16 protein-coding genes and 1 pseudogene are annotated in these 16,242 nt (G+C 61.6%); 8 read left to right on the top strand and 9 right to left on the bottom strand.

Annotation, left to right across the window (positions count from 1 at the left end):
* Positions 1 to 7: 7 nt before the first annotated feature.
* On the top strand, positions 8 to 928 hold the full coding sequence (locus BW43_RS23530) for a histone deacetylase (protein WP_032884633.1): 921 nt from the start codon (positions 8 to 10) through the stop codon (positions 926 to 928).
* A gap of 170 nt (positions 929 to 1,098) precedes the next feature.
* Positions 1,099 to 2,325, top strand: coding sequence for a TIGR03862 family flavoprotein (locus BW43_RS23535; protein ID WP_032884632.1), 1,227 nt, complete (start codon positions 1,099 to 1,101; stop codon positions 2,323 to 2,325).
* 119 nt (positions 2,326 to 2,444) lie between these two features.
* Here BW43_RS23535 and BW43_RS23540 read toward each other — a convergent pair whose 3' ends face one another.
* Both BW43_RS23540 and yedA read right to left on the bottom strand, forming a co-directional pair.
* Entirely contained in the window at positions 2,445 to 3,782 is a 1,338-nt protein-coding gene (locus BW43_RS23540) for a DEAD/DEAH box helicase (RefSeq protein WP_032884631.1), read from the bottom strand.
* Positions 3,783 to 3,830: 48 nt separating this feature from the next.
* A complete protein-coding gene (gene yedA, locus BW43_RS23545) occupies positions 3,831 to 4,727 on the bottom strand; it encodes a drug/metabolite exporter YedA (protein ID WP_032884630.1) in 897 nt (298 codons plus the stop codon).
* A gap of 161 nt (positions 4,728 to 4,888) precedes the next feature.
* Here yedA and BW43_RS23550 point away from each other — a divergent pair, with 161 nt between their 5' ends.
* Positions 4,889 to 5,350 carry an Lrp/AsnC family transcriptional regulator gene (locus BW43_RS23550; RefSeq protein ID WP_032884629.1) on the top strand — a complete coding sequence of 154 codons (462 nt, stop codon included), beginning with the start codon at positions 4,889 to 4,891 and terminating at the stop codon, positions 5,348 to 5,350.
* 86 nt (positions 5,351 to 5,436) lie between these two features.
* Here the strand turns inward: BW43_RS23550 and BW43_RS23555 are convergent, their stop codons facing one another.
* Positions 5,437 to 5,721 carry an acyl carrier protein gene (locus tag BW43_RS23555; RefSeq protein ID WP_032884628.1) on the bottom strand — a complete coding sequence of 95 codons (285 nt, stop codon included), beginning with the start codon at positions 5,719 to 5,721 and terminating at the stop codon, positions 5,437 to 5,439.
* The gene (locus BW43_RS23560; protein WP_032884627.1) at positions 5,699 to 6,265 is read right to left on the bottom strand and encodes a hypothetical protein; all 567 of its coding nucleotides are present in this window, start codon (positions 6,263 to 6,265) and stop codon (positions 5,699 to 5,701) included. The genes BW43_RS23555 and BW43_RS23560 overlap by 23 nt, the downstream gene beginning before the upstream one ends.
* 102 nt (positions 6,266 to 6,367) lie before the next feature.
* Here BW43_RS23560 and BW43_RS29190 point away from each other — a divergent pair.
* Positions 6,368 to 6,609, top strand: a pseudogene (locus BW43_RS29190) (DUF6124 family protein).
* A 139-nt stretch (positions 6,610 to 6,748) separates the two neighbouring features.
* On the opposite strand, the gene BW43_RS23565 reads toward BW43_RS29190, so the two are convergent.
* The 3 genes from BW43_RS23565 to BW43_RS23575 all read right to left on the bottom strand — a co-directional run bounded on the left by BW43_RS23565 (position 6,749) and on the right by BW43_RS23575 (position 8,746).
* Complete coding sequence (locus tag BW43_RS23565; RefSeq protein WP_032884626.1) at positions 6,749 to 7,360, bottom strand: PolC-type DNA polymerase III; 612 nt, start codon at positions 7,358 to 7,360, stop codon at positions 6,749 to 6,751.
* 42 nt (positions 7,361 to 7,402) lie between these two features.
* Complete coding sequence (locus BW43_RS23570; protein WP_032884625.1) at positions 7,403 to 7,879, bottom strand: NYN domain-containing protein; 477 nt, start codon at positions 7,877 to 7,879, stop codon at positions 7,403 to 7,405.
* A 117-nt stretch (positions 7,880 to 7,996) separates the two neighbouring features.
* Positions 7,997 to 8,746, bottom strand: a complete 750-nt coding sequence (locus BW43_RS23575) for a DUF2076 domain-containing protein (protein WP_032884624.1) — start codon at positions 8,744 to 8,746, stop codon at positions 7,997 to 7,999.
* A 180-nt stretch (positions 8,747 to 8,926) separates the two neighbouring features.
* Here BW43_RS23575 and BW43_RS23580 point away from each other — a divergent pair, with 180 nt between their 5' ends.
* Together BW43_RS23580 and BW43_RS23585 are read left to right on the top strand one after the other, a co-directional pair.
* Positions 8,927 to 9,586: a YciC family protein gene (locus BW43_RS23580; protein ID WP_032884770.1), complete on the top strand. Its 660-nt coding sequence runs from the start codon at positions 8,927 to 8,929 to the stop codon at positions 9,584 to 9,586.
* A gap of 40 nt (positions 9,587 to 9,626) precedes the next feature.
* Positions 9,627 to 10,715 (top strand): endonuclease/exonuclease/phosphatase family protein, encoded by a 1,089-nt coding sequence (locus tag BW43_RS23585; RefSeq protein WP_032884623.1) that lies wholly within the window; start codon positions 9,627 to 9,629, stop codon positions 10,713 to 10,715.
* 124 nt (positions 10,716 to 10,839) lie between these two features.
* On the opposite strand, the gene hrpB is transcribed toward BW43_RS23585, so the two are convergent.
* Positions 10,840 to 13,347 (bottom strand): ATP-dependent helicase HrpB, encoded by a 2,508-nt coding sequence (hrpB, locus tag BW43_RS23590; RefSeq protein WP_032884622.1) that lies wholly within the window; start codon positions 13,345 to 13,347, stop codon positions 10,840 to 10,842.
* Between the two features lie 110 nt (positions 13,348 to 13,457).
* Here hrpB and BW43_RS23595 point away from each other — a divergent pair, with 110 nt between their 5' ends.
* Both BW43_RS23595 and BW43_RS23600 read left to right on the top strand, forming a co-directional pair.
* On the top strand, positions 13,458 to 13,877 hold the full coding sequence (locus BW43_RS23595; protein WP_032884621.1) for a hypothetical protein: 420 nt from the start codon (positions 13,458 to 13,460) through the stop codon (positions 13,875 to 13,877).
* A 9-nt stretch (positions 13,878 to 13,886) separates the two neighbouring features.
* On the top strand, positions 13,887 to 14,780 hold the full coding sequence (locus BW43_RS23600) for a cation diffusion facilitator family transporter (RefSeq protein ID WP_032884620.1): 894 nt from the start codon (positions 13,887 to 13,889) through the stop codon (positions 14,778 to 14,780).
* Here BW43_RS23600 and BW43_RS23605 read toward each other — a convergent pair.
* Positions 14,777 to 15,850 carry a DUF6515 family protein gene (locus BW43_RS23605; RefSeq protein ID WP_032884619.1) on the bottom strand — a complete coding sequence of 358 codons (1,074 nt, stop codon included), beginning with the start codon at positions 15,848 to 15,850 and terminating at the stop codon, positions 14,777 to 14,779. The genes BW43_RS23600 and BW43_RS23605 overlap by 4 nt on opposite strands.
* Between the last annotated feature and the right edge of the window lie 392 nt (positions 15,851 to 16,242).

Genomic DNA, 16,242 nt, shown 5'->3' with positions numbered 1-16,242 from the left:
AAATCCCATGCCTTTGCCATTGATCTACCACGATGACTACAGCCCCGAGTTCCCGGCGGACCACCGATTCCCCATGGACAAGTTCCGCCTGTTGCGCGACCACTTGGTGGCCACCGGCCTGACCGAAGACAGCCAACTGCTGCGCCCGCAGCTGTGCCCTGCCGACATCCTGGCCCTGGCCCACGAGCCTGGGTATATCGAACGCTACATGAGCGGCGAGTTGTCCCGCGAAGACCAGCGCCGCCTTGGCCTGCCCTGGAGCGAAGCCCTGGCCCGGCGCACCGTGCGCGCGGTCGGCGGCTCGATCCTGGCGGCGGAGCAAGCGCTTGAGCACGGTCTGGCCTGTCACCTGGCGGGCGGCACGCATCACGCGCATTACGATTACCCGGCGGGCTTTTGCATCTTTAATGACCTGGCGGTGATCAGCCATTACCTGCTGGCCAGCGGCCGGGTCAGCCGCGTGTTGATCTTCGACTGCGACGTGCATCAGGGCGATGGCACCGCGCGCATCCTCCACGACACGCCGGATGCCATCACCGTGTCGCTGCACTGCGAAAAGAACTTCCCGGCGCGCAAGGCCCAAAGCGATTGGGACATCCCACTGCCCATGGGCATGGGCGATGCCGATTACCTGCGCGTGGTCGATGACGCCCTCAACTACCTGCTGCCGCTCTACCAACCCGACCTGGTGCTGTACGACGCAGGCGTGGATGTGCATAAAGACGACGCCCTCGGGTACCTCAAGCTGACAGACGAAGGCGTGGCCGCCCGCGATGAGAGCGTCATGCGCCACTGTCTGGGCCGCGACATTCCGGTGATGGGCGTGATTGGCGGCGGCTACAGCAAAGACCGTCCAGCCTTGGCCCGTCGCCACGGCATCCTGCACCACAGTGCGCAACGGGTGTGGACGTCATCAGGTTGTCATTGAGTTGTGCGCTTACCCACAATGGCTGTGGAACGGCCTGTGGATAACTTGAGCGTAAGCGGCTGAAAGCCAGCAGGCATAGGACCTGTAGGAAAGTGTACGTTTTTTGATCAGGCAGCCTGGCTGACGTCGGGTAGAATGCTCGGCCTATTCACGCCACCGTAGCCCTACCCATGCCTCAGACCGCACCTCACCACGTCACTATTATCGGCGGCGGCCCTACAGGGCTGATGGCCGCCGAAGTCTTGAGCCAGGCCGGGGTGCGCGTAGATCTGTATGACGGCATGCCATCAGTGGGGCGAAAATTCCTGCTGGCGGGTGTGGGCGGCATGAACATCACCCACTCCGAGGCTTACCCGGCCTTCCTCTCGCGCTACGCCGAGCGCGCGCCGCAGATGGCGCCGTTGCTGCGTGGGTTTGGTGCCGAAGCGTTGTGCGAATGGATACATGGGTTGGGTATCGAGACCTTTGTCGGCACCTCCGGCCGAGTGTTTCCTACGGACATGAAAGCCGCCCCGCTGCTGCGCGCCTGGCTCAAGCGCCTGCGTGACCAAGGCGTGGTTATCCACACCCGGCATCGTTGGACCGGCTGGAATGCCGAGGGTGATTTACTTATCCACAGCCCTGAAGGCGAGAAAGCCGTGCGCAGCGATGCCGTGCTGCTGGCACTGGGCGGCGGCAGTTGGTCACGGCTGGGCTCAGATGGTGCGTGGCTCAAGCTGCTGGAGGACAAAGGCGTGCCTTACGTGGCACTGCAACCGAGCAACTGCGGCTTCGAAGTGTCGGCCTGGAGCGAATTGATGGTGAGCAAATTCGCCGGCGCTCCGTTGAAAAATGTCGCCATCGGTTTGGGTGACGACAAACCTCGGCTCGGCGAATGTGTGGTCACCGCCACCGGTATCGAGGGCAGCCTGATCTATGCGCTGTCGGCACCGATTCGTGAGGCGATCAACCGCGACGGCGCGGCCACCGTGCATATCGACTTGCTGCCGAGCAAGCCGCTGGACAAGGTGCAAGCTGCGCTGGCCAAACCGCGCGGTTCACGCTCGATGAGCAAGCATCTGCACAGTCAGTTGGGGCTGGACGGGGTCAAGGCGGCGTTGTTGCGTGAGTTGGCGCCAGCCGATCACTTCAATGATCCGGCGCAACTGGCGGTGGATATCAAGGCCCTGCCGTTGACGCTGGTGAAGACGCGGCCAATAGACGAGGCGATCAGTACGGCAGGCGGCGTGCCGTTTGAAGCGTTGGATGAGCGCTTGATGCTCAAGCAATTGCCTGGGGTGTTTTGTGCGGGGGAGATGCTGGACTGGGAAGCGCCGACCGGCGGGTATTTGCTGACGGGGTGTTTTGCCAGTGGCAGAGCGGCTGGGCGGGGGGTGTTGGAGTGGTTGAACGCTTGAGATTGCGGTGAGCTCAAGTCCGCTATCGGGAGCAAGCCCCCTCCCACATTTGAATTGTGAACACCTTCAAATGTGGGAGGGGGCTTGCTCCCGATGAGGCCATCAGCCACAGCGCAAAATCACTTCTTCTTACGCGGTCCGGTGTTGAAAACAGGCACCTTACGCACCGGCTTAATCGACGGTTCCGACGGCGCCACTTCACCACTGTCCACCCACTTACCCAGGTTGCGCTTACCACCGCCACCACCGGACGCCTTAGGCTTCTTCGGCTTTTTCGGCTTCTTCACCACTTGCCCACTGGCATCGGTGTCCGGCACGCGGTGCTCCGGCTCGAAGTCCTGCTCCATTTTGCGGGTCAAGGTCTGACGGGTCAGCATCTCGATGGCCGACAGCATGTTCACTTCATCGGCGCACACCAGGGAAATCGCCTCACCGGTGTTGCCCGCACGCCCGGTACGGCCGATACGGTGAATGTAATCTTCGGCCACGATCGGCAGGTCGAAGTTGACGACCATCGGCAGGTCTTCGATATCCAGGCCACGGGCCGCCACGTCGGTGGCCACCAGGATCTGCACTTCGCTGCTCTTGAAGCGATCCAGCGCACGCTGGCGCGTGGCTTGCGGTTTGTCGCCATGGATGCCATCGGCATTGATGCCCAGGCCCTGCAACTTATCCACCAGCGCATCCACGCCGTTACGGGTCTTGGCGAACACCAGCACCTGTTTCCAGCGGCCTTTGCGCATCAGGTGCACAAACAGCTCCGCCTTGCGCTTCTTGTCCACCGGCACCACCCATTGCTTAACGGTGTTGGCGGCGACGTTGCGCGGGCTGACTTCGATGCTCAGCGGGTCGTTGAGCATCTGCCCGGCCAGCGTGCGAATCTCATCGGAGAAGGTCGCGGAGAACAGCAGGGTCTGGCGCTTTTTCGGCAGCATGCGATAGATATTCGCCAGTTCCTCGGAGAAGCCCAAGTCGAGCATGCGGTCGGCTTCGTCCAGCACCAGGGTCTGCAGCTGATTAAGCTTCAGCGCGTTCTGGCGGAACAGGTCAATCAGGCGGCCAGGGGTGGCAACCAGGATGTCGACGCCCTTGCGCAGCTTCATCATCTGCGGGTTGATGCTCACGCCGCCATAGACCGCGTAGGTGGTCAGCGGCAGGTTTTGGGCATATTCGGCAACGCTGGTATGAACTTGCTCGGCCAGTTCGCGGGTCGGGCACAGAATCAGCGCGCGCGCCGAGTTGGCGGCGACTTTCGGCCCTTCCATGGTCAGCAGTTGCAGCAACGGCAAGGCAAAACCTGCGGTCTTGCCAGTGCCAGTCTGGGCCGCAGCCATGAGGTCACGACCGGCCAGCACCGCCGGAATGGCTTGCGCCTGCACCGGCGTCGGGGTCTGGTAGCCAAGCGTCTCAAGGGCGCGCAGCAAGGGTTCGATCAGGCCAAGTGTGGCGAAAGTCATGTAGTTACCGTAGGAAAATTCAGCGCAAGGTCGCAATTGCGCGGCAGTTTACCTTATTTCCGGCTTGGGCTTTCGCCACTGGGGCAGACTGATCAACAGCACGGCGCTGATAATCACCAGCATGGCCAAGCCCTCTTCCAGGCCGATGGATTCACCCACGAACACAATCCCCAGCAACACCGCCACCGCCGGGTTCACATAGGCATAGCTGGTGGCCGCCGCCGGGCGTACGTGCTTGAGCAGGTACATATAGGCGTTGAAGGCGATGATTGAGCCGAACACCGTCAGGTAGGCCAACGCCAGCCAACCCTCCAGCGGCGGCATGGCCTGCAGGTGCTCACCGGACAGCGCGCTGCCGATCAACAATGCCACGCCCGCCACCAGCATCTCCGCAGCGCTGGCCATGGCGCCCTGGGGCAGCGACAACTGCCGACTCCACACGGACCCGAATGCCCACGATGCCGCCGCGAACAACAACAAGGCGGCGCCCACCGGGCTCGATTGCAGAGTGCTGCCCATGTTGAGCATGGCGATGCCGACAATTCCCAGGATCACCCCGGCCCATTCCAGCCGCGTATTGCGCGCGCCCCAGAAATACCCGCACAGCAAGGTGAACAGCGGCACGGTCGCTACCGCCAGGGCAGCGACGCCAGACGACACGCCCGCATGTTCGGCCAACGTGACGCCGCCATTACCGAAGGTGAGCAGCAAAATGCCGATCATCCCGGCGGCCTTCCATTGTGGCCACGTCGGCGCTGGCACGCCGCGCCATCTGAGGTAGCCATACATCAGCGCCCCCGCCGTGCAGAATCGAATCCCCGCCAGCAACAACGGCGGCCAGTAGTCCACGCCGATACGGATCACCAAGTAGGTAGACCCCCAAATCACATACAAAGCAAAAAAAGCGGCGATCAACGGTAAGGGAAAGCGACGTGTGCCAGGCATTGGGCGGCTCGAAGGCAGATATAAGAGAGGCTTATTCTAAAAAAGCAGGTCGTTAAACATAAGTTACAAAACCTGTTTAAACCGCCCATACACTTTTCAAATCATGGTTATGAAGGCTATAACCCGTGCTTTCGAAAGCCACGTGCAATTGGAGCCTTATCATGGACAAATACGACCGCATGCTCCTCAGCGCCCTGCTCGAAGACGGCCGCGCCTCCTACGCGCAACTGGCCCGCAAGGTAAACCTTTCCGCCCCCGCCGTAGCCGAGCGCGTGGCCAAGCTGGAGGCCAGCGGGGTGATCACCGGATACCAGGCCAAGGTGGATTTTTCAAAGGTGGGCTTGCCGATTCAGTGCGTGATCGAACTGCGGCTGACTAACCATGGCAACCAGAAGGTTTATGACGCACTCGCCGAAATCCCCGAACTGACCGAATGCCATCGGGTGACAGGGGATCCGTGCGTGATCATGCAAGCGGCGGTAGGGTCGATGCCGGAGTTGGAGCGTTTGATCAATCGGCTGGCGAAGTTCGGGTTCAGCAAGACCTCAATCATCTTGTCGAGCGCGATAGAGCGGCGGGTGCCGTTGGGGCAGTTGGAAACCAATGGCAAAAATGGTGGCTGATCTACCGCCATCGGCAGCAAGCCCCCTCCCACAGTTTGATTTGTGAATACATTCAAAATGTGGGAGGGGGCTTGCTCCCGATGGCGTCAGTGGCCGCACTGCAAATTCGAGCGTTCAACAATCAAATCGACTATCTGCTGGATGGTAGTGATGTGATCCCAATCTTCCTGGGTCGCTTGCAAGTTGAATTGCCACTTGTTCTGCATGAAAAAGCAGGTCAAATCATCATCAATAATCGTGAAGTCATGGATGAAGTCCGTTTGCTCCGTGACCTGGCTTCGGTCGATGAAACCGATGATGTCGACGAAGAGCTGAATCACCTTTTCGCTGATCTCGGTTCTGGTCGCGCTACCTTCCGTTGCTTGTTTCATAGGCGCACTTACCGGCACTGACCAGATTAAAGACAGCCAACCCCCCAGCGACGAAAGGAATACCCCGTCCAATAATGCCAAACACCCGGACGGTGCCAAAATTTGCCTTTGCCACTCTGGCCGAGGTGGGTTGCCTGATCAATGTACGAGGGAAAAAGCACATCCCGGTGAGACTCAGCGGGCTAGTCGTTTTGCTGGCGCCGACACGGCCCCAGGTGCCCACGGCAATTTTGCTGACAGCTATGCCCTCAGCACCGGCCAGAACCGTCGCATCGGTCAAGCCGTGGTGTTGCTGTGCAGGTGTCCAGAGCTCGTCAAACGGGGTGCTCGGCACTGAGGAGTCAGCCTGAATGGGCTTGAGTAACTGGTACCTGGCGCCATGGGTCCAGCCTGGTGAATGAGGCAACACTATGACTGCCGGGCAGCTTGTCATCGCATTACCCAAATGAAACGCCATGCTTGAAGTTGAGCCGAAATCGATGCCGTCCCGTTGGAGTTCAAGCTGGCTTCGCATGATTGCTGTGTGAAGATCGCTTTCCTGCATAACGTAGTCCTTTTACGTAAATGACAGGCGGGATGTTAGGTTGCGGCGAAGAGCGATAGGTGGGAGAAGGAAAATCCAGAACGGTCTGACGAAACACTAGGGCTGAGCCTACTGACCATTCAGAAAGCAGATAAACGCCCTCAAGATGCCTCTCCCTTCATCCTGAACGACAACATGAGCCTCGAAGATGCCCTCGCCCAGGCGGCGGATTTGCTGCATTGCGCGGTGGGCACTGCGCACTCGTCGGGTGAGGCGATGGATGTGCAGCAGCGGGCGGTGATGCATTTGGTGCAGATGGCGAAGGGGTGGTGGATCGGGCGTTGGAGTGTGTGCAGCCTCGATGAACGACCGATAACCAATGTGGGAGGGGCGGTGCGACGGTTCGACTTGCTCCCGATAGCAGTGAATCAGTCAGCTTATGTGTGGCTGACCCGCCGCAATCGGGAGCAAGGCCCCTCCCTCATGTTGAACGGCGTTGTTCTGTCAGAACCCGCGATGCTTCTTCAAATGCTCATTGATCTTCGCCGCCGGCACTTTCTGCAAAGTGCACAGCAGGTCGTGGGACAGTTCGCGCAAGCCGTGGGTACGCCGCAGTTCCTGGGCCAGGTGCGCCGTGAGGTTGGCCGCCATTTCCGCATCCGCCAGCGCTCGGTGAGCCTGGCCGGTGTGGGGCAGTTTCGCGTAGGTGTTGAGGGTGCCGAGCTTGTGGTTTGGTGCCGATGGCATCAGACGACGTGCCAGCAACAGCGAGCAGGCGAATTTCTGCAAACGCGTCCGGCGAATCAACCCCAGCTCGTAATCCCAGAACTTCTGGTCGAACGCGGCGTTATGCGCCATCAAGGGCGTGGTTCCGACGAATTCGTTGACCTCATTCATCACCCGCTCGGCCGGCGGGGCGCTGCGCAGCATGGCGTTGCTGATGCCGGTGAGTTGTTCGATAAAGCCCGGTACGCGCACACCTGCGTTCATCAGGCTCTGGTAGCGGTCCACGATCTGGCCACGTTCGAGGATAACCACCGCGATTTCCGTGGCCCGGCAGTGGCTGCTCGGGGTGATGCCGGTGGTTTCAAAGTCGATGACCGCTATACGTTCCAAACCTGTTCCAACTCCGTCTAACAATTGATTGAGCCGCAGCGCTTATTTGAGCAGCAGCGCGCCTTCGATCGGCACATAGCGGCTGGCGGCGCGTATCAGTGAGTTGGCCGTCAGCCCTGGCACGCCATAGGCCACGGCTTCAACCCCATGCTTTTGAATGATGCGTTCGAGCAGCATGTCGAAGTCCCCGTCACCGGAGGCCAGTACCACTTCGTCGACGTGGTCGGCGGCGTCCATGATGTCGAGGGTGATGCCCACGTCCCAGTCGCCCTTGGCCGAGCCGTCACTGCGTTGGATGTACGGTTTGAGTTTTACCGTAAAACCCAGGTTGCGCAGGATCTGCTGGAATTGCTGCTGCTTGCTGTCGCCACGGTCGATGGCATAGGCGTACGCCTCGACGATCTGCCCGCGGGAGCTGATGTCTGCCCACAGGGCGGCGTAGTTGAAGTGGCAGCCATACGCCTGGCGGACGGTGTAGTAGAGGTTTTGTACATCGGCGAACACTGCAATTTTCTTCACCGCACTTCCTCATGACAGCCAGGCGCCTGGGCCCGGAAAGGGTGCCAGTATGCCAGCCGCGAGAAAGTTTCCGGAAAAAATCAGACCGGGACGCCGCAGCGCCCCGGACCGGGAGTGTCAGACGAAGGAGTCGTCGTCGCCAAAGGAGGAGGAATCGTCGGAATAATCGCTGTCGGCGAAGCTGTCCGAGTTATTGCCGCCCCAGTTGTCATTGCCGGCGAACTTCTGGTCGTCATTGCCCCAGTTGCCGTTGTCACTGGCGGGCGCTGGCTCTTCACGGATTATTTCTTCCACGACCTGCGGCTGTTGCGAGTTGTGGTTGAACAGGCTGCTGATGCCTTCTGCCAGCAACACACCACCGGCCACGCCAGCGGCGGTTTTCATCGCGCCACCGAGAAAGCCGCCGCCCCTCGGCGCGGCGGCGGGTGGTTGTTGTGGTTGTTGATAGTTTTGCTGCGGCGCGGACTGGCCGCCGAACGAAGGCCGCGCTGGCTCGCGCCAGCCACCGCCCGAATTGCCCGGAGCGCTCGACACCGGTTGCGCGTCACGGGAACCGCCGCCGCCAAAGATGCTCGACAGGAAACCACCGCTGCTCGCCGGGGCTGGTTGCGCAGACTTGGCCCGCTGCAACTCATCCTGCAATTGCTGGATCTGCTGCGCCTGTTGCTTATTCTGCGCGTCGAGACTCTTGAGCGCGTGTTCCTGCACCAGGATCGACTGCGTCATGTAGTACCCGGCGGCCGGTTGGCGAGTCATGTGCTCCTTGATCCGCGCTTCGGCCTGGGCGTCGCGGGGGGCTGAGTCCGTTTCGGCTTGCTGCAACCGTGAAAACAGTCCATCGATCAGGGTTTGCTCTTCGCTGTTCATGGCGACCTCGTTAGATTGCCGGTAGAAATTCTGGTCCCGCCTGTGATCAGGTCAGGTGCCTTCCAGTTATGGGGGTGTTACGAGTTGTTTCAATGGTCTTTACTCAAGGTTTACGTTTGTGACCCTCTGACCGTGATCGGTTAAAGTGTCGCCCTTGTTTCCAGGCCTGCGATGAACCTGATGAATCCGTTAGACGTATTGCGCGACTCCCTCCGTTTTACCCGCAGCAACCTGGGCGCGATCGTCCAGTTATGCCTGCCGCTGGTGATTCTCGAAGCCTTGCTGCAACAGATACTGGACCACACGCTGGGCGCGGATGCGTTTCCCGGTTACAGCGTAGTGGTGGGCTTATTGGTGTACCCGCTGTACACCGGCGCCTTGATTCTGTTCCTCGACGCGCGCACCCGTGGTGAGTCCCCGCGCACCAAAGATGTCTGGGCCATGTCGCTGGCTCTGTGGCCGCGCTTCGCCCTGCTGACGGCCATGAGCACCCTGTTGATCCTGCTGGGCCTGTCGCTGTATTTCCTGCCTGGCCTGTGGCTGATGGTGGTGCTGGCGTTTGCCGAGTACCTGCTGGTGCTGCGCGGCATGCCGGCGCTGGAGGCGATGAAGGAAAGTTTCCGTCTGACCCGTGGGCATTTCTGGCGGATCCTGGTGTGCCTGCTGTGCGTCATGACCCCGCTGTGGCTGCTTAAAGGCGCCAGCCTCGCGGCGTATCCCAACCCGGCGCCGCTGCTGGGGCTGTTGATGGACAGTGCCCACAGCTTCCTGCAGTTGTTCACCAGCGTGGTGCTGTTCCGTTTATTCATGCTGATCGGTGGCGATGCCGACGCGCGGTGATATGCTCCGTGCCATTCCTGAAACGCTATAAGCCGAGCCGATGACCCGTTTATTGCGCATCACCTTGCTGGGCCTGCTGATCATCGCAGGCGTGCTCACCGCCCTGATCTACAGCCTGACCTGGCGCCCCGCGCCTAAGGAAACCTTGCCGGTGAGCTGCGTTGCGCCCCGCGCGCCGACGCTGCTGCCAGGGCAGGCGCTCAAGGTTATGACGTGGAACGTGCAATACCTGGCCGGCAAGAACTACGTGTTCTGGTACGACACCCCCGACGGCAGCGGCCCGGACGACCGCCCCACCGTGGAAGACATGGCTGTGAGCCTGGATGAAGTGGCACGGGTGATTCGCGACGAACAGCCCGACATCCTGCTGTTGCAGGAACTCGACGAAAACGCCAAGCCCTCCCATTACCAGGACCAACTTGCCTTGTTGCAGGAGCGCCTGGTCGACCTCTATCCATGCAGCGCCCAGGCCTTCGACTGGAAGGCCGACTTTGTGCCTGACCTGCATATCTTCGGCAGCGTCGGCCGAAAACTCGCGACCCTCAGCCGCTACCAGATCGAACACGCCGAGCGCCTGCAATTGCCGGTGCCGGACGCCAACTTCATCAGTCGCCAATTCCAGCCCAAGCCAGCGTTGCTGTTGACCTACCTGCCACTGAGCGACGGCGGCCAACTGGCCGTCCTCAACACCCGCCTGGACGGCGACGCGCCGGGGCGCAGTGCCGTACAGGAGCAAGTGCAAGCCACCGTAAAGTTACTGGATAAATTCGAAGGCCGTGGCACGCCCTGGCTGATCGGCGGTGATTTCAACCTGCTGCCACTGGGGCAATTCCTGCGTTTGGATGCGGGTAAGCGCGGGCAGTATTCGCCGGACAGTGAGCTGCATCTGTTGTGGGATAAGTACCCGATGATCCCGAGCAACAGCCAATCCAGCGGGATTGATCGTGAGAAATGGCTGACGCATTTTCCCAATGACCCGAGCATCGATGGCCCGGATCGCACCCTGGATTACCTGTTCTACAGCCCGAGGATCAAGCGAGTGGAGGCCAAGGTGCGGCAGGAGGATACGTTGCGTATTTCCAACCATTTGCCGGTGATTGCGCGCTTCCTGCTGCCCGCTGCGCAATAACTGACACACAAAACTAATGTGGGAGGGGGCTTGCCCCCGATAGCGGTGCGTCAGTCAACTTATCGGTAACTGGCCCACAGTCATCGAGGGCAAGCCCCCTCCCACATTTGGATCTCTATCACGCTTACTTTCGGGGTTTGATCCGCGCGGTCGGCTCTGCGATCAACGGATCATCCGGCCAATAGTGCTTGGGATACCTGCCTTTCAAATTCTTCTTCACCTCAGCGTACGTACTGCGCCAGAAGTTCGCCAGATCCTGCGTCACCTGCACCGGCCGCCGCGCCGGGGACAATAGGTGCAACTTCACCACCTGACGCCCGCCCGCAATCCTTGGCGTATCCGCCAGCCCGAACAATTCCTGCAAGCGCACCGCCAGGATCGGCGGTTGTTCGCTGTAATCCAACCGCACCGATGACCCAGATGGCACCTTCACATGCTGCGGCGCCAGCTCGTCCAGGCGCTGGGGCAGCGGCCAGGGTAAGAGGTTGTGCAGGTAGCTGGAGATATCCAGGTTGGCGAAATGGCTCAGGCGCGAGACCTTGCCCAGGTAGGGCATCAGCCAGTGCTCCAGGTCGGCGAGCAAGGCGCTGTCGCTGATGTCGGGCCATTCGCTGGTTTTGCCGACGTCCAGTTGGCGCAGCAGCATGACGCGGGACTGCCATTGGCGCAGCTCGGGCGTCCACGGCAACAACTCCAGGCCTTTGCGCCGCACCAGATTGACCAGCGCCTGGCTGCGTGCGTTTTCGTCGAGACCGGTGAGAGGTTCGCGGCTGAGCACCAGTTCGCCGACTTTGCGCTGGCGCTCGGCACGCAGCACGCCTTCGCGTTCGTCCCAATCCAGCTGGTCGACGTTGCGCACTTGCTCGGCGAGTACCGAGTCGAACAGTGCCGGATCAAAATCCGCCGCCAAGTAGATGCGTTCTTCGCGCTGGCCCTGGCGGCTGCCAAGGTCGGCGATGACCAGCCAGGGTTGTTTCATCAGGCTGTCGGCTTCGGCGAACAGCGCCGCGCGGCCGTTGGCCAGGCGGTATTCGGCACCGCCGGGGCGACGTTGCTGGGCGACACGGTCCGGGTAGGCCAGCGCCAGCAACGCACCGAGCCAGCGCGGGTGATCGGGGTCGGGCACCGGTTGGGTCGCCTGGCCTCTTAAATAGCTGCGATATTGCCGCGCCAATTGCTTGGCCCGCTGCACACCGCCTTGGGTTCCGCGCGCCCGCTCTTCGCCGGACAGCAGGGCCAGACGACTGTGCAAATCCGCGCCGCCACCGCGCAAGATATCGCGCTCACCCAGCAAGGCGGCGACATCACAGGCAGTGGCCGCCAACCCCAGGTCCTGCCCGCGCAACAGCAAGTGGGCAATGCGCGGATGGGCCGGTAGCTCGGCCATTTTCTGGCCGTGGGCGGTGAGCGTGTCTTCGTTCAATGCACCGAGGCGTTGCAACAAATCCTGGGCCTGGGCATACGCGGCGGTCGGCGGTAGATCCAGCCACACCAGTTGCGTGGGCGTGACGCCCCAGCGCGCCAGCTGCAAGGCGAGGCCGGCGAGGTCGGCTGCAAGGATTTCCGCACTGCCATACGCGGCCAGCCCTTCATGCTGGTCTTCGGACCACAACCGATAACACACCCCCGGTTCCAAGCGCCCTGCCCGACCGGCGCGCTGGGTGGCGCTGGCGCGGGAGATACGCTGGGTGTCGAGGCGGGTCATGCCGCTGCCGGGGTCGAAACGCGGCACGCGCGCCAACCCGGCGTCGATCACCACGCGTACGCCGTTGATAGTCAGGCTGGTCTCGGCGATGTTGGTGGCCAGTACGACTTTGCGTTTACCAGCGGGTGCCGGGTCGATGGCGGCGCGTTGGGCATTCAGGTCCAGCTCACCATGCAGGGGGCACAACAGCACATCAGGGCGATCACCCAGCGCGTCGGCCAGTTGCTGGTGGACCCGCCGAATCTCGGCTTGCCCCGGCAGAAACACCAACACGCTGCCGGTCTCGTCATGCACGGCTTCGAGGATAGTTTGCACCACACGCGGCTCGATAAATTCACCGGCCTGGTACGGCCGGCCCCAGCGCATCTGCACCGGGAACATGCGTCCTTCACTGCGCAGTATCGGCGCGTCATCCAGCAGGCTGGCCAGGCGCTCGCCTTCAAGGGTCGCAGACATCAGCAGGATTTTCAGCGGTTGCTCGTCGCGAAACAACTCGCGGCCGTTGAGGCTCAAGGCCAGCGCCAGGTCGGCGTCGAGGCTGCGTTCGTGAAACTCGTCAAAGATCAGCAGGCCCACGCCGTCCAGCGCCGGGTCGTCCTGCAAGCGGCGCGTGAGGATGCCTTCGGTGACGACTTCGATGCGGGTGTTGGGGCCGACTTTGCTGTCGAGGCGGATGCGGTAGCCGACGGTTTCACCGACCTTTTCGCCTAGCTCGCTGGCCAGACGTTCGGCGGCGGCGCGAGCGGCCAAACGCCGGGGTTCGAGCATCAGGATGGTCTGCCCGGCCAGCCAGGGTTCATTCAATAGGGCCAAGGGCACACGGGTGGTTTTACCGGCGCCGGGTGGCGCTTCCAGCACGGCTTCATGGCGATTCGCCAAGGCGTCACGCAGGGCGGGTAAAACATCATCGATCGGCAACGAATTCATACTGGCTCCAAAGCAGAGCGGCGAGTATAACGGCGAACTGCCGGATGCCGACGATGGTCTCAATGGCAGTGCTATATAGTCCCCTATCAACCGTGTTCAGGAGAGTCTTCATGCGTATCGCTTCCCGTGTCATCGGCGGTGTCCTCGCCGTCACCCTGCTGAGCCAACTGACGGCCTGCGGTTCGATTTTCTACCCGGACCGTCGTGGCCAGATCGACGGCAAGATCGACCCGGCCATTGCCGTACTCGATGCCGTAGGCCTGTTGTTCTACGTGATCCCTGGCTTGATCGCGTTCGGCGTCGACTTCGCCACGGGCGCGATCTATTTCGAACCCGGCAAGACGGCCCAGGTCGCCCCGGAAAAACTCCAGGAAGCTATCGGCGCCGACGGCAAGGTCGACAACGCCAAGCTGCAAAGCATCATCCAGAAGGAAACCGGCCGCACCCTGCCGCTGGACGACCCACGCATGATCCAGTTCAAGGGCAGCGTGCAACAACTTGCGTCCCTGGGCCTGCAACCCGCCGCCTAAGGAACGTTTATGACCAGCAGTCCCGAACACGCCCGGCTGTTACGCCTGGCCACCCGCGCCTCGGTGGGCGTGGCCTGTGCGCTGATCGTCACAAAAGCCATCGCCTGGTGGCTCAGCGGCTCGGTGAGCATGCTCGCCGGGTTGACTGACTCACTGCTCGATGGCGTGACCTCGCTGCTGAACCTGCTGGCGGTCCATTACGCCCTGCGCCCAGCCGATGACGATCACCGTTACGGCCACGGCAAGGCGGAGTCGCTGGCGGGCATGGCCCAGGCGTTGTTTATCGGTGGCAGTGCGGTGCTGATCGCCTTGCAGGCCTACGAGCGTTTGCAGCATCCGGAACCGGTCGGCGCGCCGTGGCTGAGCATTGGGGTGATCGTGTTTTCCCTGGCGCTGACCGTGGCACTGCTGATGCTGCAACACCGAGTTGTGCGCGAAACCGGCTCCAATGCCGTGCGGGCGGACTCGTTGCACTATCGCTCGGACTTGCTGCTCAACGGCAGCATCCTCGTGGCGCTGGTGCTGGCGGGCATGGGTTTTCATCAGTTCGACGCTTGGTTCGGCCTGGGCATCGCCGCCTACATTTTGTGGAGCGCGATCCAGATCGCCAAGGAAAGCTTTGCGGTGTTGATGGACGAGGAACTGCCGCCGGACGTCAGCCAGCACATGCTGGAACTGGCGCGCGGCGTGCCGGGGGTGCTGGGTGCCCATGACTTGCGCACGCGCATCTCCGGCAACCATTGGTTTGTGCAGTTGCACCTGGAGCTGCCAGGGGAGTTGACGCTGTCAGTGGCCCACGGCATCAGCGACCAGGCCGCCGATGCCATTCACGCTGCCTACCCGCGCGCCGAAGTGCTGGTGCACGCCGACCCACGAGAAGTGGTCACGGGCGCCAAGGCCTAGTACTGCACCTGATACCCGCGACTGCTCAGGCAGTTGCCCTGGGCCTGGCGGTAGGTTTGCACCACCGCCGGGTCAGGGGCGTAGGTGGCCGCCTGCGGGTCGAAGCCGCTTTGTTGCACCGCCCAGCGATAACAGTCGTAACCGTCCTGCTGGACTTGCGCCGGTGACTGCCCGTTGGCGGGATAGGCCACCACGTCATAGCCATTGCCTTGCGGTGCTGGCTGTGGCGCTGGCACTTGCGCCGGCGGTTGCACCACCACGTATTGCTGGGTGCTTTGTTCGTAGGCGTAGTAAGCGCCAGCGGCAAGGAACAACAGCGAGCCACCGACCCAGACTTCGCGCGCATAGTCCGGCAAGTAATGCACCCGAATGCCATACGGCGGCGCCACGACTACATAGCGCGGGCCTTGAGGGCGGTACCAGTAGCCGCCGGAGAAGAAGTAATCCTGGCCACGGTACGGCACGCGGTAATTGCGGTCGGGGAAGCGGTCGACGATATAACCGGGACGATATTGCGGGCCAGGGCCCCAGCCGTTGCCATGCCCATCGGGACGGCCTGGCCAACGGTTATCGCCGGGATGGCCGTTGTTGTAACCGCCGCCGTTGTTGCCTGGACGTGAACCGGGACCACCGGCCTCCCAATGCTGGTTGCCGTCGTTACGACGCGGGATGTCACGGTAGTAACCCTGGCGTGGCTCCTGGGTCTGGCGCACGGTATCGGGGCGGCTCTGGATCGGCAGGCTATTCGCAGGCTGCGGTGCTGGCCGAGGCTGTTCGGCACCTTGCGGGCGACCTTGTCCCTGTCCGCCACCGTGCTGTTGTTGCTCGGCGCGATCAAAATGCGGGTTCTGTGGACGCGGCTGATTGTTTTCGGGCCGTGGTTGATTGTTCTGAGGCTGCGGGCGCGGCTGGTTATTTTGCGGGCGCGGCTGTTCGTTACCCTGCCGACCACGCTCCGCTCCTCTTTCATGCTGGCCGCCCGCTTCAGGGCGTTGCTCTTCAGCCATCACTTGCGTGCCGACGGTGACCACCAGCAAACCAACACCTGCCATACGCCAGATGCGCTTCATGCTATTCCTCACTGCGGATTAGGGCTTGAACATGAGACTGGAAAAGCCTCGCCCGGTTCTGAGACAGGTTATCAGTCACGAGAACAATTTTCTTAAGGCAAAAGAAAAGGGGTGACCCGTCGGCCACCCCTTGAGAACTTCGTCCATGCTCAACGCTTTTGACGTTGGCTCACCTCACGCCGTCTTGTGGACAGTGTGCAGCCTGGAGGCCGGCTCAACCCTGCTGGGGTGGCGGCCGCAGCAAGCCTGATTGGGCGAGCTGCTGTGGACTGTTGTCCAGGCGGTGATTCTGTTGATAAAGATACCCGCCAGCGCCCGACAGATGATTGCGAAGATTGCGTCAATAAACAGTGCTTGCGCAATTTTTAACCCTTCATGGATAATTCGCCGCA

This window comes from Pseudomonas sp. RIT357, from assembly GCF_000632245.1.
Classification (GTDB): Bacteria; Pseudomonadota; Gammaproteobacteria; order Pseudomonadales; family Pseudomonadaceae; genus Aquipseudomonas; species Aquipseudomonas sivasensis.
The sequence above is the reverse complement of the archived record's forward strand: the minus strand, read 5'-3'. Positions and strand labels throughout refer to the sequence as shown.

What these genes read in the sequence shown, in the direction of transcription:
- BW43_RS23530 (WP_032884633.1), top strand. Translation starts at nt 8, where the DNA reads ATGCCTTTGCCATTGATCTACCACGATGACTACAGCCCCGAGTTCCCG.
- BW43_RS23535 (WP_032884632.1), top strand. Translation starts at nt 1,099, where the DNA reads ATGCCTCAGACCGCACCTCACCACGTCACTATTATCGGCGGCGGCCCT.
- BW43_RS23540 (WP_032884631.1), bottom strand. Translation starts at nt 3,782, where the DNA reads ATGACTTTCGCCACACTTGGCCTGATCGAACCCTTGCTGCGCGCCCTT.
- yedA (WP_032884630.1), bottom strand. Translation starts at nt 4,727, where the DNA reads ATGCCTGGCACACGTCGCTTTCCCTTACCGTTGATCGCCGCTTTTTTT.
- BW43_RS23550 (WP_032884629.1), top strand. Translation starts at nt 4,889, where the DNA reads ATGGACAAATACGACCGCATGCTCCTCAGCGCCCTGCTCGAAGACGGC.
- BW43_RS23555 (WP_032884628.1), bottom strand. Translation starts at nt 5,721, where the DNA reads ATGAAACAAGCAACGGAAGGTAGCGCGACCAGAACCGAGATCAGCGAA.
- BW43_RS23560 (WP_032884627.1), bottom strand. Translation starts at nt 6,265, where the DNA reads ATGCAGGAAAGCGATCTTCACACAGCAATCATGCGAAGCCAGCTTGAA.
- BW43_RS23575 (WP_032884624.1), bottom strand. Translation starts at nt 8,746, where the DNA reads ATGAACAGCGAAGAGCAAACCCTGATCGATGGACTGTTTTCACGGTTG.
- BW43_RS23580 (WP_032884770.1), top strand. Translation starts at nt 8,927, where the DNA reads ATGAATCCGTTAGACGTATTGCGCGACTCCCTCCGTTTTACCCGCAGC.
- BW43_RS23585 (WP_032884623.1), top strand. Translation starts at nt 9,627, where the DNA reads ATGACCCGTTTATTGCGCATCACCTTGCTGGGCCTGCTGATCATCGCA.
- hrpB (WP_032884622.1), bottom strand. Translation starts at nt 13,347, where the DNA reads ATGAATTCGTTGCCGATCGATGATGTTTTACCCGCCCTGCGTGACGCC.
- BW43_RS23595 (WP_032884621.1), top strand. Translation starts at nt 13,458, where the DNA reads ATGCGTATCGCTTCCCGTGTCATCGGCGGTGTCCTCGCCGTCACCCTG.
- BW43_RS23600 (WP_032884620.1), top strand. Translation starts at nt 13,887, where the DNA reads ATGACCAGCAGTCCCGAACACGCCCGGCTGTTACGCCTGGCCACCCGC.
- BW43_RS23605 (WP_032884619.1), bottom strand. Translation starts at nt 15,850, where the DNA reads ATGAAGCGCATCTGGCGTATGGCAGGTGTTGGTTTGCTGGTGGTCACC.